Raw genomic sequence first — 24,886 nt, 5'->3', positions numbered from 1 at the left:
CCGGCTTCCACCTGCTCGCCGCCAGCCTGATCTGCCTCAAGTTCGCCCAACGATGGTTCTGTTAGGCACACCAAGTTGTCGGAATAGCGGAAGGCAGTTACAGCACGGGCGAGAAAGCGGTCGGAACCCTTACATATTTCCCGCAGGGGCGGCTCAGTAGCGGGGTCATCAACTGCTTCCCAAGAATTTGTCCAGGCCTCTATCCCAGTATGGTTGTTGCCCAAATCGCTCGGTGAGCCAGTCGATGAAGACCCTCACCTTCGGCGCCAGCTCGCGCGAACTTGGGTAGAGTGCCCAAAGTGTCTGTGTCGAGACGAGGGTGTACTCGGGAAGAGCTGGTACGAGGGCACCAGATCTAAGCTCGTCCGCGGCGCACCAAGTCGCCATCAGAGCGATTCCTAGCCCCGCACAGGCCGCGTCGCGCACGGCAGCTCCGTCGTTGATCCGAAGGTGCGGCGTGATACGCCGCTCGATTAGCTCCCCACCCATCCCCCGAAACGTCCAGAGATCGAGCGTACCGACGACGAGGCAGGCATGGTCGGCAAGGTCGTCAGGCGTGTTCGGCCGCCCGCGCCGCTCGATGTACTCGGGCGATGCAACCAGCACCCGTTGATCTGGAGCGAGCCGCCGCGCGACGAAGGTCGAATCGCTGAGCTCGGCATAGCGAACCGCTACATCGAAGGCGCCTTCGACGAGATCGACAATGCTGTCGGAGATGCGAAAGTCTAAGGCCAAATCAGGATAATGGCCGCAGAAGTCGGGCAGACCCGGCACGATATGCATGCGCGCAAACGAAGCCGGAGCCGCTACCCGCAGGGTGCCGCGCGGCGCGGCTTGCTCCCGCCCGAGCGCCGCTCGGGCGCATTCCGCTGCGAGCACGACCTGCTCTGCATGCGGCAGGAAGGCGAGGCCGTCCTCGGTCAAGGTCGCCTGCCGCGTCGTTCGGTGCAGAAGCCTGGCCCCGAGCTTTCTCTCGAGCGCCGCCAGTCTGGCGCTCGCGCCTGCCGGAGTGAAGCCCAGATCGCGGGCAGCAGAGCTGATGCTCCGAAGCCGAGCGATGCGCACGAACAAATGCAAGTCGTCGATGTTCATCGCATCACTTTCAACGGCTCCTTGAAACTGATCCTAGAGCTGAGCCGCTACCAACGGCAATCACGAGAAGTCAGTTAGGTACAGAGACGGGCAACGGGTCGGTCTGCCAATCAGCCGGCCTGGCCTCGGGCAAGTCACCACGGGTCATCGAGCCCGCCTATGCCGCTGGAACCCGAAAGGAGATCTGTATGGCCAAGACCATGAAGGCAGTCGTCCTCACCCGCTTCGGAGGTCCGGATGCGTTCGAGCTGCGCGAGGTGCCGGTGCCGGAGGTCAGTTCACGCCAGGTGCGGGTGCGTGTGCACGCCACTGCCGTCAATCCGCTCGATTACCAGATCCGCCGCGGCGACTACACGGACTACGTGCCGCTGCCCGCCATTATCGGCCATGACATCTCGGGTGTCGTCGAGGAGGTCGGATCCGAGGTCGACGAGTTCGCCGCGGGCGACGAGGTTTACTACACGCCAAAGATCTTCGGTGGTGCCGGCTCGTACGCCGAGCAGCATGTTGCCGACGTCGAACTCGTCGGCCGCAAGCCCCTAAACCTCACCCACCTCGAGGCCGCGAGCCTGACGCTCGTCGGCGGCACGGTCTGGGAGGCGTTCGTCCAACGCGCGCAGTTGAGCGTCGGCGAGACGGTTCTCATCCACGGTGGGGCCGGCGGTGTGGGTACGATCGCGGTCCAGGTCGCCAAGGCGATCGGCGCGCGGGTGATCACGACGGCGCGCGCCGGCGACCACGACTTCGTGCGCTCGCTCGGGGCCGACGACGCGATCGACTTCACCGCTGAGGACTACGTGGAAGGTGTCTCCCGGCTGACCGGAGGAGAGGGCGTCAACGTCGTCTTCGACACCATTGGCGGTGACACGCTCACCAGGAGTCCCCTGACGCTTGCTGCCTTCGGGCGTGTCGTCAGTCTCGTCGACATCGCCCAGCCGCAGAACCTCGTCGAGGCCTGGGGGAAGAACGCTGCGTACCACTTCGTGTTCACCCGCCAGAACCGAGGCAAGCTCGATGGGCTCACACGTCTCGTCGAGCGCGGGCTGGTGAAGCCCCTGATCGGGGCGACGCTACCGCTCGCGCGGATGGGAGAGGCGCACGACCTTCTGGAGAACGGCACCGCGCGGGGCCTGCGCGGCAAGGTGGCGATCGATGTGACGGGCGAGGCGCTCGCCTTGCCCTCCGCTCAGCAGGCCGCCTGACGCACTGCGGGGGTTAGTAAGTGTGCCTTCCATTGATGCCGGCGCTTTTTTTATTTCTGGCAGCCGCAGCTCCGGCGCGATGCCGGCATCGGGCGCACCGTCAGCCGGTCAGGATGTCGCCCCGGGCGATGATGAACTCGGCCGCCCCCCTGATGTCGGCGGCGATCGCTTCCCTGGCGGCGGCACCCTGGCCACGGTGGATCGCTTCCAGCGCCTGGGCGTGGCGGCGATAGGCGCCGCCTTCCACCAGCCGGTCCGGCTTGCCGCGGGTCTCCAGGTTGATGATGGGCCCGACCCGGAGCCAGAGCTGCTCGATCAGCTCGACCAGCATCGGCATGCCGGAGCTCCGGTACAGCGCGAAGTGGAAGTTCATGTTGAGCTGGACCGCCCGGGCGAGGTCGGGGCTGCTGGCGAGGCTTTCCATGCGAAAGCCGGCTTCGGCCACCGCCATCGCCTCCAGGTCGGCAGCGGTCCGGGCCGACGCGGCGCGCTCCGCGGCGAAGCCCTCGACCTCGATCCGGATCGCGGTCAGCTCCCGGAACTGCGCCACGCCGGTGAGCGGCACCCGGATCGCCCGGCTGGGCGTCACCTCCAGCGCATGGTCGGCGACCAGCCGGCTCACCGCGGCGCGGACCGGCATGATCGACACGCCCAGCGCCTCGGCGGCCGAGCGGAGCGACAGGCGCTCGCCGGGTGCCAAGCGGCCGGACATCAGGAGCTCGCGCAGCCGCCGGTAGGCCCGGTCACCCAGCGTATCCCGGTCCACCGGGAGGAGCTCCTGCATGTTGAACAATTTAGTCACTGATGGTGATCCGTGATCACAAAACTGCTGGCGTGGTTCTGCTGTCCGCCAGATCGTCCTGCATCGGTGCGAATGGCTGCTAGACAAGCTGGAAAACCTGCCGTACGCAACTGTGATCACGGATCACAAGAACAGCCGTGGACCAGGGATGTTCAGGTGGAAGCCGGGCGCGGATTGGCCGCTGTTCCGGCGCCATGCCAGGCAGCGATGCCACAGGCCCACTGGCCACCGAGACAGGCGACTAGGCCGTCCCTTTCCCGGCAGGAGCGCTCACTCATGGCGGCACGCGATAAAGTCATCATCACCTGTGCGGTGACCGGCGCCATCCATACCCCGTCCATGTCGCCCCACCTGCCGGTGACCCCGGAGGAGATCGCCGATGCCGCGGTGGGCGCCGCCGAGGCGGGTGCCGCGATCATCCATCTGCATGCGCGCGACCCTGAGAACGGCATGCCGGTGCAGACCCCGGAAGCATTCGGGCGCTTCCTGCCGATCATCAAGCAGCGCTCCGACTGCGTGGTCAACCTCACCACCGGCGGCGGCATCGGCATGACCGTGGAGGAGCGGGCCAAGCCCACGGCGGTGTTCAAGCCCGAGGTCGCCTCGCTCAACATGGGCTCGATGAACTTCGCCACCTTCCCGATGCTCAACCGCTTCAAGGAGTTCAAGCACGCCTGGGAGCGCCCGTACATCGAGAAGACCAAGGACAACATCTTCAAGAACAGCTTCGCCGATATCGAGTACATCCTGAGGATGTGTGCCGGCAACGACACGCGATTCGAGTTCGAGTGCTACGATACGGCGCATCTCTACAACCTGGCCTACTTCCTCGAGCAGGGCTTGGTGAAGCCGCCTCTGTTCATCCAGACGGTGTTCGGTATCCTGGGCGGGATCGGCACCCATCCGGAGGACGTGGCGCACATGAAGCGCACCGCCGACCGGCTGTTCGGCAACCAGTATCGCTGGTCGGTGCTGGGGGCGGGCCGCCACCAGATGCGGATTGCGGCCCAGGCGGCGGCGATGGGCGGCAATGTCCGGGTGGGTCTGGAGGACTCGCTGTGGGACGGCCCGGGCAAGCTCGCGGAAAGCAATGCCGCCCAGGTGCGCCGCGCCCGCCAGATCATCGAGGGGCTGGGCATGCAGATCGCCAGCCCTGCCGAGGCGCGCGAGATCCTGGAGCTCAAGGGTGGGGATCGCGTCGAGTTCTGAGCGGCCGACCAGGCCCCGCGACAGACGGGGCCGACCGCCATGATCGGGGAGCAAAGCACGATGACCGACAGGATCACCAGGCGCGGCCTGGTTAAGGGTGGCACTATGCTGGCGGGTGCCGCCGCAGGATTCGGCACCATCTACGGGCCGTGGAAGCACAACCGCGCCTATGCGCAGGAAGGCAAGCCCATCAAGATCGGGCTGACCTGCGATGCCAGCGGCATGTATGGTGCGTCCGGCCGCGACGAGCTGCGCGGCATCACCATGTGCATCGACGAGTTCAACGCGAACGGTGGCGTGCTCGGGCGCAAGATCGAGTGGATCACGGCCGACACCGAGACGAACCCGGCCACCGCCAGCCGTGTCGCCGAGCGGTTCATCACCCGCGAGGACTGCTCGATCCTGATTGGCGCCATCCATTCCGGCGTGGCCAATGCGATCACCCAGGTGGCCGAGAAATACGGCACCATCTACCTGAACTCGAACTCCTCCGCCCCCACCGAGGCCGGCGAGAACTGCTCGCGGGTGAAGTTCGTCTGGGACGGGAACGGCACCAACTTCACCATGTCCTCGGTGAAGGCGGCGGTGGAGCGGGTCGGCAAGAAGTGGCTCCTGCTCACCAACGACTATGTCTGGGGCCACGAGACCTCGGACGCGACCCGCAAGCTGGTGGAGGAAGCCGGCGGCGAGATCATCGACAACCTGCTGATCCCGCAGAACACCCGCGACTTCACCTCCTACCTGCTCAACATCCAGCAGATGGCACCGGAAGTGGTGGCCCCGGCGGTCGGCGGTGACGACGGCAAGATCCTGCGCGCGCAGGTGGCCGAGCTGGGCCTCGACAAGCAGGCGGCCTGGGTCCAGAGCCAGCAGGACTGGCCGGACGTCTGGGCCGCACCGGACAGCATCATCGGCATCTTCGGCACCAACTGGTACCACAAGCTGAAGCTGCCGGGCGTGGACGACTTCGTGAAGCGCTGGCAGGCCCGCGCCGACGCGGATGCGATCCCGGTGCCCGGCAACGTGTCCTATTGCGGCTACATGGCGATGCGCGAGACGTTGCGCGCGATCGAGCGGGTCGGCACGACCAACAACATCGCGATCATCAAGGAGCTGGAGCAGCTCAAGATCCCGGCGGCCGACCGGATGCAGGACTACGATGCCTGGATGAACCCGGACACCCATCACCTGCAGCAGACCATCTACCTGGCCCGCCGCAACCCGAACCCGGTCGACGACACCGATCTCTACGAGATTATCAGCGCGTCAAAGCCGGAGGACGTGGTCGATCCGGAGGAAGGCAAGCTGTGCAAGCTCGCCCCCTACGAGCAGATCCCGACGGTGGATGGCTGAATGATCCTTGGCGGGAGCTGTGGGTAGGCGGAGCGGATGTTCACCCTGATCCCCTTCCTCATCAACGGGCTGACACTGGGCCTGCTGTTCGCGCTGATCGCGCTCGGCTTCATGCTGATCGTGGGCGTGATGGAGCAGATCAACCTGGCCCACGGCTCCCTTTTCGCGCTCGGCGCCTATGTAGCCTACGCGCTGCTGGGCCCGCCCTTGCCGCTGCCGGTGGGGGTGGGCGAGTGGTGGGCCGGGCTGCCCTTGGGGCTGCGCTACGTCCTGGCACTGGTGATCGCGCCCTGCATCGTTGGGCTGCTCGGCATCCTGATCGAGCAGGGGATGCGCCGCACCTACGGCAAGGACCCGCTGTTCGGACTCCTGCTCACCTTCGGCGCCGCCATGGTGATCGAGGACGTGATCCGCTCGGTTTGGGGGACGCGTGACTACATCCTGCCGACCCCGGACGCGATCTCGGGCGGCTTCATCGCGCTGAACCTGATCTGGTCGACCTACCGGTTCTTCGCCGCCTTCGCGGCTGCCGTGTTCATCCTGCTCACCTGGCTGCTCATCGAGCGGACGCGGTTCGGCGCGGTGATCAAGGCGGGCGCCCATGACAGCGAGATGGTCCGCGCGCTGGGCTATGACCTGGCCAAGCTGCGCATCGCCGTGTTCGCGATAGGCACCATGCTGGCGGCAGCAGCCGGCGTCATCATGGCGCCCATCTGGGGCATCCGCCCACACATGGGCGTGGATGCCGTGATCCCGGCCTTCCTGATCATCGTGCTGGGCGGGGTCGGCTCGTTCTGGGGGGCGGTGATCGCGGGTCTGATGGTCGGCATGGTCATCGGGCTCACCGCGGCCTACGCCTCCGAGTGGTCCCTGCTTTCCATGTACATCCTGCTGATCGTGGTCGTGACCTTCCGCTCCCGCGGGCTGTTCGGCAAGAAGAGCATCCTGGAGGCCTGACCCTGATGCAGACCCCCGCCCATGCCGGCCGCCTGATCACCCCCGCCATGGTGGGCGTGGCGCTGGTGCTGCTCACCGTACCGCTCTGGATCGCCAAGGTCGGGCTCTACCAGTATATCGGCGTCGAGATCCTGATCTGGGCGATCTACGCGCTGGGCTTCAACCTCCTGCTGGGCACGGCCGGCCTGCCGTCCTTCGGGCACGGCGCCTTCTTCGGCATCGGCGCCTATGCCTTCGGGCTCACCCAGTTCCATGTGGCTGCGAACCTGTGGGTCTGCCTCCTGGGCGGCATCCTGGCGGCGAGCCTGGCCGGCGCGCTGGTGGCCGGGTTCGTGGCGAGGCGGCGCGGCATCTATTTCGCCTTCCTCACCATCGCGTTCGGCCAGGTGTTCTGGTTCATCGCCATGAAGGCGCGCAACGTGACCGGCGGCGAGGACGGTCTCCTGCCGATCGCCCGGCTGCCGGCTGACTTCGGCATCGTGTCGTTCGACCTGACCGGCAACACCGCGCTCTACTTCTTCGTGCTGGCCCTGTTCCTGGTGACGGTGGTGGCGCTGTGGCGGCTGACCTACTCGCCCTTCGGCCGGGTGCTGTCGGCGATCCGCCAGAGCGAACTGCGCGCGGCCCATCTCGGCTACCAAGTGGTGCTGTTCAAGATGCTGGCCTTCATCGCCTCCGCGGCGTTCGCCGGCCTTGCCGGCAGCCTGTTCGCCATGGCGCAGGGCGGCGCCTTCCCGGAGGTCATGGCGCTGCACTATTCCGGCTACATCGTGATGATGGTGCTGGTGGGCGGCGGGCTGGTCAGCTTCTGGGGCCCGGTAATCGGCGTCGTGGTGTTCCTGCTCGCGCGCGACCTGCTGGGGGCGGTCACCCTCACCTGGATGCTCTGGTTCGGCCTCTTGTTCGTGGCGGTGATCCTGTTCAAGCCGGAAGGCATCGCAGGGGTCTTCCAGGACCTGCGTCGGCGCTTCTCCCGCCAGCCGGCACAAGCACAGCCGGCCGCCCGGAGCACGCCGTGAGCGCGCTGGAGGCCCGCCAGGTCCATGTCCGCTTCGGCGACCGCGTGGTGCTGGAGGAGATGAACTTCAGCGTCGCACCCGGCGAGCTGCACGGCATCATGGGGCCGAACGGGGCCGGCAAGACCACCTTCTTCAACGTGCTGACCGGCCGGGTGCGGCCCAGCCGCGGCCAGGTGCTGGTGGACGGGAAGGACGTCACCGGACTGCCGCCGCACCGTATCGCCGCGCTTGGCGTGGCGCGCTCCTTCCAGATCATGACCCTGTTCGACGAGTTCAGCGCGCTGGAGAACGTCGCCCTGGCAAGGCCGGCCTTCCGCGCCCAGGCGCTGCATGGCCATCGCGCCGCCATCGGCGATGCGGAGACCGACGCCGCGGCGCTCAGCGTGCTGGACGAGGTCGGGCTGGGCAGCAAGGCCCAGGTGCTGGCGCGCGATCTGTCCTATGGCGAGCGCCGCGCCCTCGAGATCGCCGTGGCGCTGGCGCAGGAGCCGCGCGTGCTATGCCTGGACGAGCCGACCTCGGGCCTGGGCAGCGACGGTATCGCCAGGATCGCGGAGATGGTGCGCCGCCTGAAGGGCCGGCTCGCCATCGTGGCCATCGAGCACGACATGGAGTTCCTGTTCGGCCTGGCCGACCGCATCTCCGTGGTCCACTGGGGCCAGGTGATCGCGCGCGGTCGCCCCGACGAGCTGAAGGCCAATCCCTGGGTGCGCCGCTCCAACCTGGGGCGGTTCGGATGATCCTCGAGGTCGACGGCATCCACACCTTCTACGGCGAGACCCAGGTCCTGTTTGGGGTCTCGTTCGACGTGCGCCCAGGCGAGGTCGTGGCGCTGCTGGGCCCCAACGGGGCCGGCAAGACCACGACGCTGCGCTCGATCCTGGCGCTGACCCGCCCCTCGAAGGGCCGGGTGCGCTTCGACGGCGCCGATGTCACCGCATGGCCGACCCACAGGATCGCCCGGGCCGGGATCGGCTGGGTCCCGGACGACCGCCGGCTCTGCCCGACGCTCAGCGTCGCCAAGAACCTGCAGATCGCGGCCAAGCGCACGCGCTTTCGTGCCTGGACCGTCAAGGACTGCTGCGGGATCTTCTCGGCCCTGGACCACCTGATGCACCGCGATGCGGAGAACCTGTCGGGCGGTGAGATGCAGATGGTCGCGATCTCCAGGGCCTTGCTGGGCTCGCCAGGCTTGGTCCTGTTCGACGAGCCGAGCCAGGGCCTGGCGCCCAAGATCGTCGAGGACGTGCTCGCCACCATCCGCCGCCTGCGCGACGAGGGCGTGGCCTCGGTGGTGGTGGAGCAGAACGCCGAGCTGGCACTGTCGGTGGCCGATCGGGCGCTGGTGCTGGATCGCGGCCGGGTCGCCTGGCGGGGCGAGGCGGACGAGTTGCGCCACGACCGGGCGCTGCGCCAGCGCCTCCTGGGAGCCTGACGCCATGTCGGAGCCGATCCTGCGCCTGGACGGGGTGCGCAAGGTCTACCGCAAGGGCACCTTCGACCGCACGCCGACCTTCCAGCTCCAGGCCGACCTCGTGTTCGAGCAGAGCGCCATCATCGGCGTGGTCGGGCCGAACGGCGCCGGCAAGACGACCCTGTTCGAGATGATCACCGGGTCCAACACGCCGAGTGCCGGCAAGGTGATGGTGGCGGGCGCCGACATTCACCGGGTGCGCTACGGCGAACGCGACCGGCTGGCGATCCATTACCACCAGTCCTACCAGGTGCGCTCGTTCCGCCGCATCCTGCCCTCCTTCATGCTGGACCGCTCGCCGACCAGACAGCCGATCCTGCACCTGTTCGACGAGCCGCAGTTCAACACGCAGGACGGCTATATCGGCTTCATGCTCGCCTTCTTCCGCAGGCTGCGCGCCGAGGGCAAGTTGGTGTTCGTTTGCCTGCACCCGACCGCGCGCTACCATCTCGAGATCCTGAACGAGATCGGCGAGAGCTTCCTGCTGGTCCATGGCGGGCGCGCGGAGCGCAAGGGGAGCTTCGCGGAACTGGTCCACGACCCCCGGGTCGAGGCCTATCTCGGCCAGGAGATGACGGCGGCGGCCCACGCTCTGTAAGGGCGGCGCTGCCCCCGCTCCTTCAGGCCGCCCTGCAACCTTGCGGTGTGGTGGTGGCACCGCACGTGCCGGCGCGACATTTTCTGCTTTCGGGATATGGTACTCCTATATTATAGGAGCGAGACATAATCTCGTGGTGACGTTACTTCTAAACCCTGAATATAGCTATGTAACATTGCGGGGCAACCATACGATGAAAGATTCGCTGCAGACCCACCGTCGGCGCATGACGGACAACGGCATTCGGCGCGTCGAGGTTTGTGTCCGTGAGCAGGACGCCGAACTGATCCGACGGGTGGCCCGGGCACTGGCGCCGGACGACCGCGCGTCGGAGCGCCTGCGCGCCATCATCCAATCCTCCATGCCGAAGAAGCCTACCCTCAGCTTCAAGGAGTGGCTGGAGACGCCATAGGCACATACGCCTGCCCGTCGGCGGACAGCGTCATCGTGCGCATGTCCGATAGTACGCAGTCCAGCTATTCTCCGACGCCTGACCGCCCCTCGCCCGCATGCATGAATCGGGTGACGGGCGGCCGAGAGTCAGTGCGGGAGAATACGACAATGGGCAGAGAATCGCCGGAACCTGAACTGTGGTCCGCGCGGGATCGGCTGGAAGCGGTCGAGGTCACATTGCGGGCCTCGGACGTGGAACTGGTCGCCAAGCTAGCCGACATTCTGGCCGGCAATGATCTGGAATCGGAGCGGCTGCGCGAACTGATCCAGGATGTGCTGTCCCGGCCGGACGGCTTCCCCGGCCATGAGCGCAGCGAAGACGAGATCCTGCACTGAGCGCCCCGGCGCCATCGAGCATTGAGCGCCGCTGGTGCCAATCCATGCCTTCCCTGTCCCCTTCGGAACCGTGCCTGCTCCTGACCTTTGAACTTGCCAGGAGCCAAGCTGCGGCGGACAGGGGATGTCGACGGGCACCGAAGGCTGGCAGGGCGGCTGCCTGTGCGGGTCGGTACGGTTCCGGCTCGCCGGTCAGCCACTCGCCCTGCTCTACTGCCATTGCCGGATGTGCCAGCGCGCCGGCGGCGCCCCGGTCGTCGCATGGGCTACGGTGCCGGTCGCCTCGCTCGCCTGGAGCGGCACCCCGCCCCGCATCTACCGCTCGAGCCCCGCTGCGACCCGCGCGTTCTGCGGTGAGTGCGGCTCGCCGCTCGCTTTTCAGAGCGACGCGGAGCCGGATCGGCTCGACCTGACCATCGCCGCCTTCGACCGGGCCGACCTGCTGGCGCCCGACCGGCACGTCTGGGTGTCGAGCCGGCTGCCATGGTTCGAGACGGAGGACCGGCTGCCCCGGCATCCGACCGATTCGGAGAGCTGAGCATCCGGCCGGCATGAGGGAGAACTGCATGGAACTGACCGCCGCCGGCAGCCAGCCGAGCATCCCGGGCAATCCCGACTATTTCACCGGCACGGTCTGGCTCGACCGGATCATCCAGGCGCCGGCACCGGCCAGGGTGCGGGCGCTGCGGGTGAGCTTTGCCCCAGGGGCGCGCACCGCCTGGCATACCCATCCGCTCGGTCAGACGCTGCACGTGCTGAGCGGCCTCGGCCTGTTCCAGACGGCAGGCGAACCGGCCGTGCTGATCCGCCCGGGCGACACGCTGTGGATCCCGCCGGGCGAGAAGCACTGGCACGGCGCCATGCCGACCACGACCATGGTCCACCTGGCGATCCAGGAGGGTGGGGAGGCCGGCGAGACCGCCTGGCTGGAGCAGGTGAGCGACGCTGACTACGCCGCGGTCAGCGCGATCGCCTGACGCAGCGCTTCCAGCAGGCTGCGCTCGTCGGCGATGCCCTTGCCGGCCACGTCGAAGGCGGTGCCGTGGTCGACCGAGGTGCGGATCACCGGCAGCCCCACGGTGATGTTCACGCCCGAATCGATGCCCAGCACCTTGATCGGGGTGTGACCCTGGTCGTGGTACATCGCCACCACCATGTCGAAGTCGCCGCGACCGGCGCGGAAGAACAGGGTGTCGGCCGGCAGTGGTCCCTCCACGTCCCAGCCCCGCGCACGGCAGGCCTCCACGGCCGGGACGATCTTGGTCTCCTCCTCGCGATAGCCGAACAGGCCGTTCTCGCCTGCATGCGGGTTGATCCCGCACACCCCGATCTTCTGCCGCTCGAGGCCGGCGCGCTCCAGCACCGCCTTGCCGCGGGCGATGGTCCGCTCGACCAGGCCCGGCTCGATCCGGTTGATCGCGTCGATCAGCCCGACATGGACGGTGACGTGGATGACCCGGAGCCCGGGAGCCGTGAGCATCATCGACACCTCCTCGGTGCCGGTGAGATCGGCCAGGATCTCGGTATGCCCGGGATAGCGGTGGCCGCCCGCGTGCATCGCCTCCTTGTTGATCGGTGCGGTGCAGATCGCGTCCACCTCGTGCGCCATGGCCAGCCTGGTCGCGGTCTCGATGAACCGGAACGCCGCGTCGCCCGCGATCGGCGAGATCTGGCCGAACGGCAGGTCGACAGGGATCAGCTTCAGATCGACGCAGTCGACCGTGCCATGCACGAAGCTGCCCTCCCCGATCTCCTCGGCCGTCAGCGAGCGCACCTTCAGCTCCTTGCCGACGATCTTCCCTGCCAGTTCCAGGCGGCCGGCATCGCCGATCACCACCGGCTTGCAGCGCTCGTAGACTTCGGCATGGGCGAGGCTCTTCATGATGACCTCGGCACCGATGCCGGCAGCATCGCCCATGGTGATCGCGATCACGGGCCTGTTCATGACGGAAATTCCGATCCACACGTTGCACTAGGGGAGGACGAGGGCTGCCGGAGGTCCAGCAATGCCCGGCGGCAATGGAGCATCGTCCGCTCGTCGCCGAAAGCCCCGGCCTTGGTGACGACGCCGAAGCCGTGGCGGCCGAGGGCGGTCGCGAGCGGCACGCCCGGTTCGACCTCGCGGTGCAGGCCGAGCCCGGTCACGCCGCATGCATCCAGCACGGCCCGCGCGGTCTCGCCGCCCGTCAGGAACAGACCGCCGATGCCGCCTGCCACCGGCGCCACCAGCGTGGCCAGAGCCCGGCGCAGCTTCAGGGCATGGCCGGGATCCTCTGGGCCGTCCGGCTCCGGCACCAGCACGACGTCCTCACCACGGGCCAGGGCTGCCTGCAGTCGCTCCTGCCAGGGTGCCAGGGCGGCCTCGCCCCCGGCGACCAGATCACGCAGCGGCACCGGCAGCGAGCAGATGCCCAACTGTTGGCCGAGTTGCGCCGCCTGGCGCCGCGACACACTCGACATGCTACCGACCACGAACAGGAGCGGCAGTGCCGGAACCGGCCGTCGCCCGTCCGCAGGAGCCGGCCCGGGCCGCAGGCCCAGCGCGCGGACGAGCTGGCCGGCCAGCCCGGCCGAGCCGGCATGGATGGTGGCATCGCCCAGGGTCAGCGACGCCGTCGCCAGTGCCGCGAGGTCGGCATCGGTCTCCGTGTCGCAGATCAGCACGTCCGCGCTTTCGGCCAGCCGGACCAGGGCTTCTGGCAGTTCCCCCCCGCGGATCTCCGCCAGGGTGACGGCCGCGGTGGCGAGTCCGGCCGCCTGGAACATGGCGGGCAGGTCGATCGACGCCCCGCTGCCCTCGCGCCGCCACAGCTCGGTCGTTTCCAGCGGCTGGCCGCGCAGGAACGGCCGGCCGCCGATGATTGTGCGGCCGGTCGCCGGAAAGGCCGGGGCGAACAGGGCGACGGCGCGCATCCGGCGCACCACTCGCCAGTTCTGCAGTGCTGCGGCCAGCTCGACGCCGACATGACCACGCAGGGTCGAGTCGACCTTCTTGAACAGGCGCCGACCCGCCGGTGCCGCCCCGACTAGATCCGCGACCCGCTGAGCCGCGGCTTCGGCCGAGAGCGAGCGTGTATCCGCGTCCACCGCGACCAGGTCGGCCGGCATGCCCAGGCCCGCCGCCGACATGGCGACCAGCCCGGACAGGCCTTCGCGGACGCCCTGCACGGCGCAGTCTGCCGCACCGGTCAGGTCGTCGGCCACCATCAGCATCGAGCGGGCACCTGGATCGGCGTAGGTCTCACGCAGTGAACACCGCGTCTGCCACCTTGTTCCGCTCGATGAACGCCCAGTCATAGCTGACACCCAGCCCCGGGCCGTCCGGAACCGGCATCCCGCCTTCGGCCGGCAGGTCCGCCTCGTCGTCCGAATAGCCGCAGGTATAGACCGGCGGCACCGCGTTCCTCATCCCGGGGCCGACCAGCGCCAGCTCGTAGAAATGGGTGTTGCGGGTCGCCGCCATCACCGCCCGGTGCGCCGGCCCGCAGGCGTGGTACTGCAAATCCAGGCCCAGCGCCTCGCAGACATGGGCGATCTTGATCGCTCCGGTGATGCCCATGTCGTATTCCGGGTCGGCGTGGATCATGTCGCCGCCGCCGGCCATGATGAACGCGGTCTTGAGCTCGATCCCGCGGACATGCTCGCAGGTGAGCAGCGGCGTGCGCAGCTTCTCGCGCAGCCGCTTGTGGGCCTCCGGCGAGATCCCGGAATCACGATAGGGATCCTCGAACCAGAAGAAGCCCGCCTCGTCGCAGGCCCGCCCGACCTGGAGCGCGTCCATCCAGGTGCGCAACTGGCAGGCCGGGTCCAGCATCAGGGGAAAGCCGTCGCCGACCGCCTCGCGCACCGCATGGATCGTGCGGATCTCCCGCCTGACGTTGCCGTCGTGCCAGCCATGGATCTTGAAGCCGGCGAAGCCCCTGGTCTTGCAGGCGGCCGCGTACTCGGCATAGGCCTCCGGCGAATCGAGGCCGCCCGGCTCGTCCTGGCCGTGATAGGTGCTGGCATAGGTCGGCAGGTGCTTGCGCCAGCCGCCCAGCATCCGGGCGACCGACATGCCGGCGCGCCGGCCCGCCAAGTCCCACAGCGCGATGTCGATCGGGCCATGGCCCATATGATCGTAGGCGCGCACCTCGCGCTTCAGGTCGTCCCAGATCTGCTCGCGCGTGTCCGGGTCGCGGCCGATCAGATGCGGGGCCAGCATCTGCGCCTGGGCGAACGAGGCGGCGGTGCCGACCCAGTGCGTGACATAGGCGCCTTCGGAGCCGTCCTCGCAGAAGATGCGCACCGCCCAGCGCACTGCCGGCATCCGGCCGCCTTTCAGCGCGATCAGGTTGCCTACCCCTGCCGCTCCGTGCCGCGGCAGGCTCAGCCCCTCGACCTCGAACCGGAACGAGGTGAGCTCGACGCGCGTGATCCTGGTCATGAGTGCTGCTGTCCTTCCGCTGCCGGCACCGGCGCATCGGCGCGGATCAGTCGTTCCTGCTTCAGTTCCGCCCACAGATCGGCCGGGATGGCGCGCTGCATGTGCTCGATGTTCTGGATGACGTGCTCGGGCCGGATGCCGCCGGGGATGACCGAGCTGACGATCGGGTGGCCCAGCGGGAACTGCAGGGCCACGGCCGGCAGGGGCACGCCATGCCGCTCGCAGACCGCCTGGATCCGCCGCACCTTGTCCAGCACGTCAGGCGTCGCGTCCTCGTAGTTATACTTGGCGCCCGGCACCGGCCCAGTCGCGGTGATCCCGGAGGAGAACGCGCCGCCGACGATGATGCCCACCTGGCGCCGCGCACAATAGGGGAACTCGCTGTCCAGGACGTCGTGCTCCATCAGCGAGTAGCGCAGCGCGCACAGGAAGAAGTCCAGGTCGAACAGGTCGAGGAACCGGGGCATCATCCCCAGCTCGTTGATGCCGGCGCCGATGGCCCGGATGATTCCGGCGTCGCGCAGTTCCTCCAGCGCCCGGAAGCCCCCGGTGACCAGCTGTGCGAGATATGCTGCCACCTTCGGCTCGGTGGCGTGGTGACGGAAGTCCAGGTCATGGATGATCAGGAGATCGATCCGGTTCATGCCCAGACGCTGCAGGCTGTCCTCGAAGGCACGCATGATCGCGTCGTAGGAGTAGTCGAACACATGGTCGAACTGGAGGCCGCCTGCCCAGAAGCCGCTCTCGAACCGGTCGGGGTGGCGAGGTGCTTTGAGGATCCGGCCGACCTTGGTGGAAAGAACGAAGCCGTCGCGCGGCTGGCGGTAGAGGAACCGGCCGAAGCGATGCTCGGACTGCCCCCGCCCGTACCATGGCGCCGTGTCGTAGTAGCGGATCCCCCCGTCCCAGGCCGCCTGCAGCGTCGCCTCCGCCTGTGCCTCGCTGAGCCGGTCGAACAGGTCGCCCAGTGGTGCACCGCCGAACCCCATCTGGTTGAGCTGGATGCCGGTCCGGCCGAGCGGCCGCGTGGCCAGCGGGTCCATGGCGCCTCCCTGTTCTCGTCGCTTGCTTGTTTATGCCGCCGTCAGGTCCGGCGACCTCGTCCGCGGTCGATGATTGCATCCGTGCACCGCCGCCGCCAGTGGGGGAACGCACTCCGCCCGCTGCCGTTTTCCACGCCGAACCACAACCATCAGGATGAGGCCGACATGAGCGACGAAGACCGGATCCGCGACGAGATCGCCAGCCGGATGGCGCGTAGCCTCGATGCGGACGCGCCGCAGGTGCAGATCGACGTGGTCGGCGACCAGGTCACCCTGGCCGGCACGGTGGTCAGTGCCAAGTTGCGCGCGCAGGCCGAGGCGGTCGCGACCGGGACGCCTGGGGTGAAGTTCGTGGTGAACAACCTGCGCGTCGCGCAGGAAGGCACGACCGGCGCCACGGGCTGACCGGCGGGCACGGCCGGCGCGAAGCCGCTCGCCCTCGTCCTGCGAGCATGCCATCCGTCGCGGGTCGCTGTTCTGCGGCGGAGTGATGGGCAGGCATGGCAACAGGTCTCACTGGCTGGCGGCGGCGGGTGCGCCGGCAACTCTTCCTTTGGCCCAGATGGCGCCAGCAGGCGGTGTTCTGGGGCGGGGGCGCGCTGATCGGCGTGGTGGCGGTCGTGTTCGCGAAGCTCGCGGACGGCTCCCACCGGTTGCTGCAGGTCATGACCGGCTGGTCGCCCTGGGTGATGCTGGCCGTGGCACCGCTGGGCTTCGCCCTGCTGGCCTTCGTCACGGAACGCTTCTTTCAGGGCTCCCAGGGCAGCGGCATCCCCCAGGCGATCGCCGCGCGCCAGATCGACTCGCCCGCCCGCCGGCAGCAGCTCCTGGCCCTGCGCCTGGCGCTGGGCAAGATCGGCCTGACCCTCTTAGGCATCGCCAGCGGCGCGTCGATCGGGCGCGAGGGCCCGACCGTGCAGGTGGGTGCCTCGATCATGCACGAGCTCGGCCGCACCGGCGGGCGGCGCTACGAGGGCCTGCTGCTGGCAGGCGGTGCCGCGGCAATTGCGGCGGCCTTCAACACCCCGATCGCCGGCGTCGTGTTTGCCATCGAGGAACTCGGCCGCTCCTTCCAGCAGCGCAACAGCTGGCTGGTGTTCTCCTGCGTAATCGTGGCGGGCCTGGTGTCGCTGGCGCTGCTCGGCGACTATACCTATTTCGGACAGTCGAACGCCGCACCCGCCGGTGCCGCCACTTGGCTTGCGGTCGGGGTGTGCGGCCTGATCGGCGGCCTGCTGGGCGGCGGGTTCAGCCGGCTGGTGATCCTGTTCGCCCTTGATGAGCGGCGCGCCTGGCTGGTCGGCCTCCGGCGCCACCAGGTGGCGTTCGCGGCGATGTGCGGCCTGCTGGTCGCGGTGCTGGGCCTGCTCACCGGCGGGGCTACCTACGGTACCGGTTACGAGCAGGCGCGCGGGCTCCTGGAAGGCACCGCCGATCCCGGCTTCTGGTACGGCCCGGCCAAACTGGCTGCCACGCTGCTCTCGACAGTCAGCGGCCTGCCGGGCGGCATCTTCTCGCCGTCTTTGTCGGTCGGTGCCGGCATAGGCCAGCAATTGAGCCTGCTATTTCCCACCGTCCCGCCGGCCACGATCGTGCTGATCGGCATGACCGGCTATTTCGCGGGCGTGGTGCAGGCACCTCTCACGACGGTTGTGATCGTGCTTGAAATGACTGCGGGCACGGCGATGACCGTGCCGCTCATGACGACCGCCATCCTGGCCCTGGGGGCCTCGCGCCTGGTCTGCCCGCAGCCGATCTACCACGCGCTCAGCCGCCGTTACCTTTCAAATGCTGCCGAGCGGAACACCTGACGAATTCATGAGGTCTTCCGGGAAGGGTCGAAAATAACATAATGCTTCAGCACCGGTTCTATCGTTTCCCAGGTACCCTTGAAACCTTTCGGGATCACGAATGTTTCACCGGCCTTGAATTCGGCCGTATAACCGCTATGATCGGTCAGCCGGACGTGACCGGACAACAGGATGCACACCTCGTCGTAGGCAAACTCGGCGGAAAGCCTGCCACCGGCATGCGTCCAGGTGCCCGTCGTGAGGACGCCGTCGTCGGAGGCATAACCCTCTAGGGTTGCTTCGCCTTCCGGTGGAATGGCAAGATCGGGATCAAACGCCTGAGGGCGAGGATTGGTCATGACTCGTACCGCGCTGTCGTTGATATCACCGCCAGATAGCCTGGGAAATCAACGCACGTCATCCTGAGCCTGTCCGCCCGCTTGCGTTCCTCCTGCGCATGCGCAGCCAGACAGAGCGGCCCTACGGCAGCGGCGGCCGAGTGGGCATGCGCACTGCGGTCGGGGAGCGAAGCGCGCGGATGAGCGGCCCCCTCAATCCTGAGCGCCAGGACGAGTTCACGGGGCTGGCCGGCGACGACGTGCGGCTGGAGGATCTCGAGGAGAGCTTCGACCGGGTCACCCGGCTGCTCGGCACCGTCCTGCAGGTGCCGCACGTCGCCATCGTGATCTTGGGCCACCGCCATGCCTGGACCATGTCGAGCTTCGGCATCGAGCGGATGCACCGCATCGACCGCTCCGTGTCCTTCTGTGCGCGCGTGGTGGCAGCAGGCCGGCTCCTGGTCATCCAGGACGCCCGGCAGCACCCGCGCCACGCGCACCACCCGCTGCTCGACCGGCCGGAACCCCTGTTCTTCTATGCTGGCGTGCCGCTCGTCATGCCGGGCGGCGCGGTGGTCGGCTCGCTCAGCATCCACGACCGGCGCCGGCGCCGCCTGAGCCGCCAGCAGCGCCAGCTCCTGACCGACTGCGCGGCGGTCGTCGCCAGCGAGATGGAGCTGCGCCGGCAGATCCGCGAGCAGGCGCGGGCGGAAGCCGCGGTACGGGCGGAGCGCAGCCGGCTCGGCCGGGTGATCGACAGCCTGCCGTTCGATTTCTGGCTGTGTGACGCACAAGGCCGCTACATCCTGCAGAATGCGGTCGGCCGGGCCCTGTGGGGCACCCATCTCGGCCGGACCCCGGACGAGATTGAGGTCGCCGCCGAAATCACCAAGCTCTGGGCCGAGAACAACCGCCGTGCCCTGGCCGGCCAGATGATGCGCGGCGACTTCACCTACCAGATGGGCGACCGGACTGTTCAGGTCGAGGAGATCGTCGCACCGGTGCACGACGAGCAGGGCCAGATTGACGGCCTGGTCGGCGTCGCCATCGACAACAGCGAGCGTAAGGCGGCCGAGCGCGCCCGGCGGGAGAGCGAGGCGAAGCTGGCAGCGGCGATCGAGAGCCTGCCGTTCGGCCTGTGGATCCAGGATGCCGAGGGGCGCTACGTGATGCAGAACGCTCCAGCCCGGGCACGCTGGGGCGATCTGTTGGGCAAGCGGATGATCGACCTGGACATGCCACCCCAGGTGAAGCGGAGATGGCAGGCCAATTTCGAGCAGGTGCTTCAGGGCCAGCATCTGCGCATGGACGAGACCTACGGGACCGGCAGCGATCTCTGCCATCTCGACACGATCCTGGTGCCGATCGAAGTGGATGGCCAGGTGATCGGCCTGGTCGGGGTCAACATCGACGTCACCGAGCGCAAGATCGCGGAGCAGCGCCTGCATCACCTGGCGCATCACGACGTCCTGACCGGGCTGCCCAACCGCCGTGCCTTCCAGGAGCGGCTGGCCCAGGCGGTCGGGCGGGGCAACCGGCATGGTCAGATCACCGCACTGCTGCTGGTCGACCTGGACGGGTTCAAGGATGTCAACGACACGCTCGGCCACGATGCCGGCGACGCCCTCCTGCTCGAGGTGGCAAGCCGCCTGAAGCATGCACGCCGCCGCCAAGACACGGTGGCGCGCCTCGGCGGTGACGAGTTCGCGGTGATCCTGGACGCGGTGCGCCGGCCGACCGACGCCGCGGTGATCGCCTCGCGGATCCTGGCGGAGCTGGCCCGGCCGTTCAGCTTCGAAGGCCAGGAGTTGCGGCCCTGCGCCAGCATCGGCATCGCCGTGTTTCCCAACGACGCGGCCACGGCCGGCGACCTGCTCAAGCACGCCGACATCGCCCTTTATCGCGCCAAGGAGAGCGGCCGGGGCCGCTGGCGCTTCTTCGACGACGAGATGCGGGTCCAGATCGAGACGCGCCGGCGCATGGAGCGGGAACTGCGGCGCGCGGTGGGCGGGTCGGAGCTAGCACTGCGCTACGCGCCGGTGGTGCGGCCGGCTGCGGCCGGCAAGGTCTCGTTCGATGCCACCGTCCGCTGGCTGCACCCCCAGCAGGGCAGCCTTGGGCCGGAAAGCTTCCTGCCGATCGCGGAGGAAAGCGGGCTGATGGGCCCGCTCCTGGCCGGGCTGCTGCACCATGCGCTGGAAGATGCCAGCTGGTGGCGGGGTGCCGGCCTGGCACTGGAGCGCGTGACCGTCTGCCTGGGCCCCGCCGCCGTCATGGCAGGCGAGCTGTACCGGATCGTCGACCGGGCCTTGTCCGGCAGCCCGGTGGCAGCGGGCCACCTGGAGATCGGCATCACCGAGGCCATGCTGCTCGGCCGTGACGGCGCCGCGATCGGCGAGGTGCTGCAGGCCCTGCACCAGCGCGGCGTGGGCCTTTCCCTCACTGATTTTGGCGCCGGCCACGCCTCGCTCCTGCAGCTCCGGCGCCTGCCGATCGACCGGCTGCGCATCAGCGCGGGCTTCGTCCACGCCGCGGTCAACGACCAGGGCGATGCCGCGATCATCCGGGCGATCATCGAGCTGGCGCATGGGCTGGGGATCGAGACGGTGGCCGAGGGCGTTGCCGAGGCCTGCCAACTGGACTTCCTGCTGGCCCAGGGCTGCGACCTGGTGCAGGGTCCGCTGCTGGGCACGCCGCTTCCGGCCGACCAAGCCCTCGCCCACGCGCTGGCCCGGCCGTGGGAGGCGCAGCTCCAGGCCCGCCCGGCCGCCCTTAACGATTGATTCATCCAGTCTGGTTAAGATCCAGTATCAGGAGGTCGTCAACCGCCATGCCGATCCAGCCGCTCACCACGTTCGCCGTCAGTCACAGCCGGGAAATCCGTCATGTGTCCGCCGGCCAGTTCAGGGTGCCCGAGGAGCCGGCAGGCCTCCGCACGGCCCCCGGCCCCAGTTCCACCACGGCCCTTGCCTCGCTGCAGACCATGCTGGCCGTGCAGGAGGTGACGCCCGGGCTGGACGAGCGACGGCAACGGGCGGTGCGCCGCGGCGAGGCGTTGCTGGCGGCCTTGAGTGATCTCCAGCTGGCGCTGCTCGGTGCCGGCGACGACGCCGCCTGCCTCGCCCGGCTGCGCACCGCGCTAGCCGACGAGGCACCGGCGGTGATCGAGCCGGAGCTGGCGGACGTGCTGGCCGCGATCGAGGTCCGCGCGGCAGTGGAACTGGCCAAGCAGGAGCGGGACGACTGACCAGCCCAGGCGGTACAGGCCGTCACAGGTGGGCAGCCAATGCGAGCAGGCTCGGCATGGGCCGGACCGTGCTTCTTGGACAGCACCAGGGTGGACGCCCGGGACCATCGTGTTGCGCAGTGAGCAGTGGCGTGCCTCATGAACTCGGGTCGTGCGGCTGCTGCCTCAAGCAGGGGCGGTTCAGCAGGGCCTGAGTGGAACGGACGGAACGGCTCCGGCACCGGCGGAGCTTCGGCGAACGACAGGGTCGCCAAGCCCGGCGCGGCATCATCTAGCCGGAGCCGCCTGGGCCGGTGCGCTTGCACAGGAGCAAGGTGAGGCCTTCCTGCACGACCAGGTCGTGCTGGTTGTGCACGGCCAGCTGGAGGGTGAGGATGCCGCGTGTCGGGTCGCGGTGCGGCTTCTTGCCGGCCACCGTGATCCGGGCGCGGATGCGGTCGCCGATCAGCACCGGGCGCCGGAAGCGCCAGTCGGTCCAGCCCATGGACGCGATCGCCCGGATCCGCGCCGCCGCGCGGTTCTTCAGGCCGTCCGCCATCGCCAGGACCAGGAGGCCGTGGGCGATCCGGGCGGGAAACCCGTGCGCTTGCGCAAATTCCTCGTCCATGTGGACGTCGAACAGATCGCCGGACAAGCCGGCGAAGCCCACCACATGCGCCTCGGTGACATCGATCCGGCCGGTCCAGTAGCGGTCCCCGACCTGCAGCCCGTCATAGTCGTAGATGCCGCCTTCCAGCTCGCGCCCCGCCGCCATGTCCATCATTCCCGCCAATCCCCGCCCCCTTCCCACCTACGGCCGGTGGCGGCCAGTTTCGAGGGCGCCGGCGGCCGGGTCCAGTCTGGCCGATCGCCTGCCGGAGGCGATGGTGCGATGGCAGCAGCCGGTGCGGATGCTGGCCCCGCAGGCAGCGGCCTGGCGCAACGGCGGCGGTGGAGGCCCGGCGGCGGTTCGGCTATGCCCGGCCACAGCATTCCACGCACTTCCGGGAGCGCCAGGACGATGACCGAGCATCTTGCCGTGGACACGGACGGTCCGGTGCGGATCCTGACCATGACCGGCCGTCCCAGACGCGGCAACCCCCTCTCCCGCGAGCTCGCGGCCGACCTCGTGCGGGCGCTGGTGGCGGCCGAGGCGGATGAAGCGATCCATGCGGTGGTGGTGGCCGGGACGTCCAGCCATTTCTCCGTAGGCGCGGACCTGACGGAGGTCCACGAACTGCGGGCGATCGAAGCGGTGCTGAGCGACTGGCTAGAGGAATTCGACCGGTTCGCCGCGGCGCGCAAGCCGACGATCGCCGCCGTGCGCGGCCATGCGGTGGGCGGCGGCTTCGAGCTGGCCCTGTCTTGCGACCTGATGGTGTGCGCAGAGGACGCCAATCTGGCCCTGCCGGAGACCGGCATCGGCGTGATCGCCGGCCAGGGCGGCACCCAACGGCTCCTGCAACTGGCCGGTCGGGCGATCGCCACCGACCTGATACTCACCGGCCGCGCCTTGTCCGGCATCGAGGCCGGCGCGCTCGGCATTGCCGCGCGCGTGGTGCCTGCCGAGCGGGTGCTGGCTGAGGCCATCGGCATCGGCCAGCAGATCGCCCTGCGCAGCCCGCCGGCGATCCGGTTCGCGCGCGAGGTCCTGCGGGAAGCGGCCGAGCAGCCGATCCGCCAGTCGCTGCGGCTGGAGCGCCTGCTGGCCGCCCTGGTCCTGGACACGCCGGAACGGATCGAGCGGGTCGGCGCCTTCCTCGCCAGGCGGCGCGGCCCATGAGCCGGAGGCGGCGGGGTGTAGCCCTGCTGGGTCTGGGCATGGCGGTCCGGCCGCATGCCCAGAGCCTGCTCGACCTGGCGGACCGGGTGGAGGTGGTGTGGGCGGCCAGCCGCTCGGCGGAGCGCTGCCAGGCATTCGCCCAGGCGTTCCCCTTCCCGGTCACCACCGAACTGGGCCGCGTGCTCCAGGACGAGCGGGTCGAGGCGGTGCTCGTCCTGACACCACCGGCCAGCCATGGCGAGCTTGGTGCTGCCGTGCTGGCGGCGGGCCGCACTCTCCTGATCGAGAAGCCAGTGGGCCTCGACACTGGGACGGCCGTGGCGCTGGCGGAGCAGGCGGCACGATTGGACCGCACTGTGGGTGTGGTGCTGCAGCACCGCTTCCGTCCAGCGGCGCAGGCGCTCGCCGCCGCCATTACCAGCGGCGAACTCGGCCCCTTGTGCGCCGGCCAGTGCCAGGTGCTCTGGTGGCGCCCCCAGGCCTACTATGACGAGCCCGGGCGCGGCACCCGCGCCCGGGATGGCGGCGGTGTGCTGCTCACCCAGGCGATCCACAGCCTGGACCTCTTCCGCGCCCTGGTCGGCACGGTCGACGTCCAGGCGTCGATCGCCACCACCACCGGCCTGCATCGCATGGAAGGCGAGGACCATGTGGTGGCGCTCGCCAGGCTGGGCGAAGCCGGCGCCCCGGGCGCGATCCTTGCCAGCACCGCCTACTATCCCGGCTTCCCCGAACGGATCGAGCTGGTGTTCCGCCACGCCACCGCCCGGCTCGAGGGCGGCCGCCTCGACCTGTACCACCAGGACGGCCGCCATGAGCAGCTGGCGGGCGCTGCCGCCAGTGGCGGCGGCGCCGATCCCATGGCGTTCAGCCACGAGGCGCATCGTACGCTGATCACCGACTTCCTGGACGCGCTGGACGAAGATCGCGCACCGAAAGTCGGTCTGTCCGACCTGATCGCCACTCGCCGGCTGATCGACGCCCTGCTGCGGCCGTGACGGCAGATGAGGCCTGGCCATATCGGGCGGTGCCGTCTCGGGTTCGTTTGTGCAAGTTCGATCCTCCTCCTGTGCCCATGCGGCTTGCCGACGAGCTGTGCAGCCGCCCCCGGTTCCAGCAGGTTGCGGGACCGCCTTCCTAAGGAACCGTCATTGGTGGAAGTCGAGGGTGGCCACTGGCCTGACCACAATATCCGCCACCACCAGCTGTACGCCGGCAGGCTCGCCACCACGCGGCCCGAACGTGGAGGCGGCCGCGGGCATGGCGTGCTCAGCGGGCCTAGCGGCTCGACGGGCTGCCGGACGGTTCGATGGCCTGCCGGAGTTCTGGCTGTTCTACCACGACCTGCACTGGATCGGCCTGCCCACTGGCTGCAGCTTCCTGGCTGACAGCCCGCCCACTGCTTCGACCACTTCTTCACGTGCCGCAGTGAGATCTGGTCGGTCGGCCGCAATGTGACTACGACATCGAGGAAATCAGCCTGTGCGGCTCGGCAATGTTCGGAGCCGCACTTGCTCTGTGATGCGCTTGGGCGGGGTGGAGCATGACGACGTCGACCTTGCGGGCGGCACGGGGTACGCTGGCCGCAGGAAAAATGGCGTTGCCGGCCTGCGCCAGTCTCTGTGCACCAACTTCGCAGGGTTCGGGCGCCCGACGCTGCGTGACCCAGCGTTGTGCCAAGTTCCCGTCAGTGGCATGGCTGCGGCCGGTCTGTGACGGGTCGACGCCACCGCACTAGTGACGTGTCAGGTGAGCACGTAGTTCAGTCTGTATCGAGCCGGACCG

26 protein-coding genes are annotated in these 24,886 nt (G+C 68.6%); 18 read left to right on the top strand and 8 right to left on the bottom strand.

Annotated elements, in window-relative coordinates; all coding sequences use genetic code 11:
* Positions 1 to 168 precede the first annotated feature (168 nt).
* The gene (locus EQG76_RS15785) at positions 169 to 1,092 is read right to left on the bottom strand and encodes a LysR family transcriptional regulator (RefSeq protein WP_159715149.1); all 924 of its coding nucleotides are present in this window, start codon (positions 1,090 to 1,092) and stop codon (positions 169 to 171) included.
* A 188-nt stretch (positions 1,093 to 1,280) separates the two neighbouring features.
* On the opposite strand from EQG76_RS15785, the gene EQG76_RS15780 reads away from it, so the two are divergent.
* Positions 1,281 to 2,294 (top strand): zinc-dependent alcohol dehydrogenase family protein, encoded by a 1,014-nt coding sequence (locus EQG76_RS15780; RefSeq protein WP_159715147.1) that lies wholly within the window; start codon positions 1,281 to 1,283, stop codon positions 2,292 to 2,294.
* 100 nt (positions 2,295 to 2,394) lie between these two features.
* Here the strand turns inward: EQG76_RS15780 and EQG76_RS15775 are convergent, their stop codons facing one another.
* The gene (locus EQG76_RS15775; RefSeq protein ID WP_235031392.1) at positions 2,395 to 3,096 is read right to left on the bottom strand and encodes a GntR family transcriptional regulator; all 702 of its coding nucleotides are present in this window, start codon (positions 3,094 to 3,096) and stop codon (positions 2,395 to 2,397) included.
* Positions 3,097 to 3,372: 276 nt separating this feature from the next.
* On the opposite strand from EQG76_RS15775, the gene EQG76_RS15770 reads away from it, so the two are divergent.
* From EQG76_RS15770 to EQG76_RS15720, 11 genes are all read left to right on the top strand, one after another.
* Positions 3,373 to 4,305, top strand: a complete 933-nt coding sequence (locus EQG76_RS15770; RefSeq protein ID WP_159715145.1) for a BKACE family enzyme — start codon at positions 3,373 to 3,375, stop codon at positions 4,303 to 4,305.
* Between the two features lie 60 nt (positions 4,306 to 4,365).
* Entirely contained in the window at positions 4,366 to 5,658 is a 1,293-nt protein-coding gene (locus EQG76_RS15765) for an ABC transporter substrate-binding protein (protein WP_159715143.1), read from the top strand.
* Positions 5,659 to 5,694: 36 nt separating this feature from the next.
* The gene (locus tag EQG76_RS15760) at positions 5,695 to 6,615 is read left to right on the top strand and encodes a branched-chain amino acid ABC transporter permease (RefSeq protein ID WP_159715141.1); all 921 of its coding nucleotides are present in this window, start codon (positions 5,695 to 5,697) and stop codon (positions 6,613 to 6,615) included.
* Between the two features lie 5 nt (positions 6,616 to 6,620).
* Entirely contained in the window at positions 6,621 to 7,634 is a 1,014-nt protein-coding gene (locus tag EQG76_RS15755; RefSeq protein WP_159715139.1) for a branched-chain amino acid ABC transporter permease, read from the top strand.
* Positions 7,631 to 8,374, top strand: a complete 744-nt coding sequence (locus tag EQG76_RS15750) for an ABC transporter ATP-binding protein (protein ID WP_159715137.1) — start codon at positions 7,631 to 7,633, stop codon at positions 8,372 to 8,374. The genes EQG76_RS15755 and EQG76_RS15750 overlap by 4 nt, the downstream gene beginning before the upstream one ends.
* Entirely contained in the window at positions 8,371 to 9,069 is a 699-nt protein-coding gene (locus EQG76_RS15745) for an ABC transporter ATP-binding protein (protein WP_159715135.1), read from the top strand. The genes EQG76_RS15750 and EQG76_RS15745 overlap by 4 nt, the downstream gene beginning before the upstream one ends.
* Before the next feature lie 4 nt (positions 9,070 to 9,073).
* Positions 9,074 to 9,706, top strand: a complete 633-nt coding sequence (locus tag EQG76_RS15740; protein WP_159715133.1) for an ATP-binding cassette domain-containing protein — start codon at positions 9,074 to 9,076, stop codon at positions 9,704 to 9,706.
* A gap of 193 nt (positions 9,707 to 9,899) precedes the next feature.
* The gene (locus EQG76_RS15735) at positions 9,900 to 10,118 is read left to right on the top strand and encodes a hypothetical protein (RefSeq protein ID WP_159715131.1); all 219 of its coding nucleotides are present in this window, start codon (positions 9,900 to 9,902) and stop codon (positions 10,116 to 10,118) included.
* A 149-nt stretch (positions 10,119 to 10,267) separates the two neighbouring features.
* A complete protein-coding gene (locus EQG76_RS15730; protein ID WP_159715129.1) occupies positions 10,268 to 10,495 on the top strand; it encodes a hypothetical protein in 228 nt (75 codons plus the stop codon).
* A 124-nt stretch (positions 10,496 to 10,619) separates the two neighbouring features.
* On the top strand, positions 10,620 to 11,033 hold the full coding sequence (locus EQG76_RS15725; protein ID WP_159715128.1) for a GFA family protein: 414 nt from the start codon (positions 10,620 to 10,622) through the stop codon (positions 11,031 to 11,033).
* Positions 11,034 to 11,061: 28 nt separating this feature from the next.
* On the top strand, positions 11,062 to 11,472 hold the full coding sequence (locus EQG76_RS15720; RefSeq protein WP_159715127.1) for a (R)-mandelonitrile lyase: 411 nt from the start codon (positions 11,062 to 11,064) through the stop codon (positions 11,470 to 11,472).
* Here the strand turns inward: EQG76_RS15720 and pdxA are convergent.
* From pdxA to EQG76_RS15700, 4 genes are read right to left on the bottom strand one after another with little or no spacing between them, the layout of a single operon-like run.
* On the bottom strand, positions 11,445 to 12,440 hold the full coding sequence (gene pdxA, locus EQG76_RS15715; RefSeq protein WP_159715126.1) for a 4-hydroxythreonine-4-phosphate dehydrogenase PdxA: 996 nt from the start codon (positions 12,438 to 12,440) through the stop codon (positions 11,445 to 11,447). The two genes, EQG76_RS15720 and pdxA, sit on opposite strands and share 28 nt — an antisense overlap.
* Positions 12,437 to 13,708 carry a four-carbon acid sugar kinase family protein gene (locus EQG76_RS15710; RefSeq protein ID WP_159715125.1) on the bottom strand — a complete coding sequence of 424 codons (1,272 nt, stop codon included), beginning with the start codon at positions 13,706 to 13,708 and terminating at the stop codon, positions 12,437 to 12,439. Before EQG76_RS15710 ends, pdxA begins: the two co-directional genes overlap by 4 nt.
* Before the next feature lie 28 nt (positions 13,709 to 13,736).
* Positions 13,737 to 14,921 carry an enolase C-terminal domain-like protein gene (locus EQG76_RS15705; protein WP_159715124.1) on the bottom strand — a complete coding sequence of 395 codons (1,185 nt, stop codon included), beginning with the start codon at positions 14,919 to 14,921 and terminating at the stop codon, positions 13,737 to 13,739.
* Positions 14,918 to 15,964: an aldo/keto reductase gene (locus EQG76_RS15700; RefSeq protein ID WP_159715123.1), complete on the bottom strand. Its 1,047-nt coding sequence runs from the start codon at positions 15,962 to 15,964 to the stop codon at positions 14,918 to 14,920. Before EQG76_RS15700 ends, EQG76_RS15705 begins: the two co-directional genes overlap by 4 nt.
* A 165-nt stretch (positions 15,965 to 16,129) precedes the next feature.
* On the opposite strand from EQG76_RS15700, the gene EQG76_RS15695 reads away from it, so the two are divergent.
* Entirely contained in the window at positions 16,130 to 16,369 is a 240-nt protein-coding gene (locus EQG76_RS15695; RefSeq protein ID WP_159715122.1) for a BON domain-containing protein, read from the top strand.
* Between the two features lie 95 nt (positions 16,370 to 16,464).
* Positions 16,465 to 17,775: a chloride channel protein gene (locus EQG76_RS15690; protein ID WP_159715121.1), complete on the top strand. Its 1,311-nt coding sequence runs from the start codon at positions 16,465 to 16,467 to the stop codon at positions 17,773 to 17,775.
* 5 nt (positions 17,776 to 17,780) lie between these two features.
* Here EQG76_RS15690 and EQG76_RS15685 read toward each other — a convergent pair whose 3' ends face one another.
* On the bottom strand, positions 17,781 to 18,113 hold the full coding sequence (locus EQG76_RS15685) for a cupin domain-containing protein (protein WP_159715120.1): 333 nt from the start codon (positions 18,111 to 18,113) through the stop codon (positions 17,781 to 17,783).
* 179 nt (positions 18,114 to 18,292) lie between these two features.
* On the opposite strand from EQG76_RS15685, the gene EQG76_RS15680 reads away from it, so the two are divergent.
* Entirely contained in the window at positions 18,293 to 20,875 is a 2,583-nt protein-coding gene (locus tag EQG76_RS15680; RefSeq protein ID WP_159715119.1) for a sensor domain-containing phosphodiesterase, read from the top strand.
* Between the two features lie 47 nt (positions 20,876 to 20,922).
* Complete coding sequence (locus tag EQG76_RS15675; protein ID WP_159715117.1) at positions 20,923 to 21,339, top strand: flagellar assembly protein FliX; 417 nt, start codon at positions 20,923 to 20,925, stop codon at positions 21,337 to 21,339.
* Positions 21,340 to 21,610: 271 nt separating this feature from the next.
* On the opposite strand, the gene EQG76_RS15670 is transcribed toward EQG76_RS15675, so the two are convergent.
* Positions 21,611 to 22,093 carry a MaoC family dehydratase gene (locus EQG76_RS15670; RefSeq protein WP_200840847.1) on the bottom strand — a complete coding sequence of 161 codons (483 nt, stop codon included), beginning with the start codon at positions 22,091 to 22,093 and terminating at the stop codon, positions 21,611 to 21,613.
* A 246-nt stretch (positions 22,094 to 22,339) separates the two neighbouring features.
* Here EQG76_RS15670 and EQG76_RS15665 point away from each other — a divergent pair, with 246 nt between their 5' ends.
* Both EQG76_RS15665 and EQG76_RS15660 read left to right on the top strand, forming a co-directional pair.
* Positions 22,340 to 23,101: an enoyl-CoA hydratase/isomerase family protein gene (locus EQG76_RS15665; protein WP_159715113.1), complete on the top strand. Its 762-nt coding sequence runs from the start codon at positions 22,340 to 22,342 to the stop codon at positions 23,099 to 23,101.
* Positions 23,098 to 24,099 (top strand): Gfo/Idh/MocA family protein, encoded by a 1,002-nt coding sequence (locus EQG76_RS15660; RefSeq protein WP_159715111.1) that lies wholly within the window; start codon positions 23,098 to 23,100, stop codon positions 24,097 to 24,099. Before EQG76_RS15665 ends, EQG76_RS15660 begins: the two co-directional genes overlap by 4 nt.
* Positions 24,100 to 24,886: the final 787 nt, after the last annotated feature.

The sequence above is a fragment of the Geminicoccus flavidas genome, assembly GCF_009806515.1.
Lineage (GTDB): Bacteria > Pseudomonadota > Alphaproteobacteria > Geminicoccales > Geminicoccaceae > Geminicoccus > Geminicoccus flavidus.
This window is presented reverse-complemented; position numbering and strand designations above follow the sequence as displayed.

What these genes read in the sequence shown, in the direction of transcription:
- EQG76_RS15785 (WP_159715149.1), bottom strand. Translation starts at nt 1,092, where the DNA reads ATGAACATCGACGACTTGCATTTGTTCGTGCGCATCGCTCGGCTTCGG.
- EQG76_RS15780 (WP_159715147.1), top strand. Translation starts at nt 1,281, where the DNA reads ATGGCCAAGACCATGAAGGCAGTCGTCCTCACCCGCTTCGGAGGTCCG.
- EQG76_RS15770 (WP_159715145.1), top strand. Translation starts at nt 3,373, where the DNA reads ATGGCGGCACGCGATAAAGTCATCATCACCTGTGCGGTGACCGGCGCC.
- EQG76_RS15765 (WP_159715143.1), top strand. Translation starts at nt 4,366, where the DNA reads ATGACCGACAGGATCACCAGGCGCGGCCTGGTTAAGGGTGGCACTATG.
- EQG76_RS15760 (WP_159715141.1), top strand. Translation starts at nt 5,695, where the DNA reads ATGTTCACCCTGATCCCCTTCCTCATCAACGGGCTGACACTGGGCCTG.
- EQG76_RS15755 (WP_159715139.1), top strand. Translation starts at nt 6,621, where the DNA reads ATGCAGACCCCCGCCCATGCCGGCCGCCTGATCACCCCCGCCATGGTG.
- EQG76_RS15745 (WP_159715135.1), top strand. Translation starts at nt 8,371, where the DNA reads ATGATCCTCGAGGTCGACGGCATCCACACCTTCTACGGCGAGACCCAG.
- EQG76_RS15740 (WP_159715133.1), top strand. Translation starts at nt 9,074, where the DNA reads ATGTCGGAGCCGATCCTGCGCCTGGACGGGGTGCGCAAGGTCTACCGC.
- EQG76_RS15735 (WP_159715131.1), top strand. Translation starts at nt 9,900, where the DNA reads ATGAAAGATTCGCTGCAGACCCACCGTCGGCGCATGACGGACAACGGC.
- EQG76_RS15730 (WP_159715129.1), top strand. Translation starts at nt 10,268, where the DNA reads ATGGGCAGAGAATCGCCGGAACCTGAACTGTGGTCCGCGCGGGATCGG.
- EQG76_RS15725 (WP_159715128.1), top strand. Translation starts at nt 10,620, where the DNA reads ATGTCGACGGGCACCGAAGGCTGGCAGGGCGGCTGCCTGTGCGGGTCG.
- EQG76_RS15720 (WP_159715127.1), top strand. Translation starts at nt 11,062, where the DNA reads ATGGAACTGACCGCCGCCGGCAGCCAGCCGAGCATCCCGGGCAATCCC.
- pdxA (WP_159715126.1), bottom strand. Translation starts at nt 12,440, where the DNA reads ATGAACAGGCCCGTGATCGCGATCACCATGGGCGATGCTGCCGGCATC.
- EQG76_RS15710 (WP_159715125.1), bottom strand. Translation starts at nt 13,708, where the DNA reads ATGCTGATGGTGGCCGACGACCTGACCGGTGCGGCAGACTGCGCCGTG.
- EQG76_RS15705 (WP_159715124.1), bottom strand. Translation starts at nt 14,921, where the DNA reads ATGACCAGGATCACGCGCGTCGAGCTCACCTCGTTCCGGTTCGAGGTC.
- EQG76_RS15700 (WP_159715123.1), bottom strand. Translation starts at nt 15,964, where the DNA reads ATGGACCCGCTGGCCACGCGGCCGCTCGGCCGGACCGGCATCCAGCTC.
- EQG76_RS15695 (WP_159715122.1), top strand. Translation starts at nt 16,130, where the DNA reads ATGAGCGACGAAGACCGGATCCGCGACGAGATCGCCAGCCGGATGGCG.
- EQG76_RS15690 (WP_159715121.1), top strand. Translation starts at nt 16,465, where the DNA reads ATGGCAACAGGTCTCACTGGCTGGCGGCGGCGGGTGCGCCGGCAACTC.
- EQG76_RS15685 (WP_159715120.1), bottom strand. Translation starts at nt 18,113, where the DNA reads ATGACCAATCCTCGCCCTCAGGCGTTTGATCCCGATCTTGCCATTCCA.
- EQG76_RS15680 (WP_159715119.1), top strand. Translation starts at nt 18,293, where the DNA reads ATGAGCGGCCCCCTCAATCCTGAGCGCCAGGACGAGTTCACGGGGCTG.
- EQG76_RS15675 (WP_159715117.1), top strand. Translation starts at nt 20,923, where the DNA reads ATGCCGATCCAGCCGCTCACCACGTTCGCCGTCAGTCACAGCCGGGAA.
- EQG76_RS15670 (WP_200840847.1), bottom strand. Translation starts at nt 22,093, where the DNA reads ATGGCGGCGGGGCGCGAGCTGGAAGGCGGCATCTACGACTATGACGGG.
- EQG76_RS15665 (WP_159715113.1), top strand. Translation starts at nt 22,340, where the DNA reads ATGACCGAGCATCTTGCCGTGGACACGGACGGTCCGGTGCGGATCCTG.
- EQG76_RS15660 (WP_159715111.1), top strand. Translation starts at nt 23,098, where the DNA reads ATGAGCCGGAGGCGGCGGGGTGTAGCCCTGCTGGGTCTGGGCATGGCG.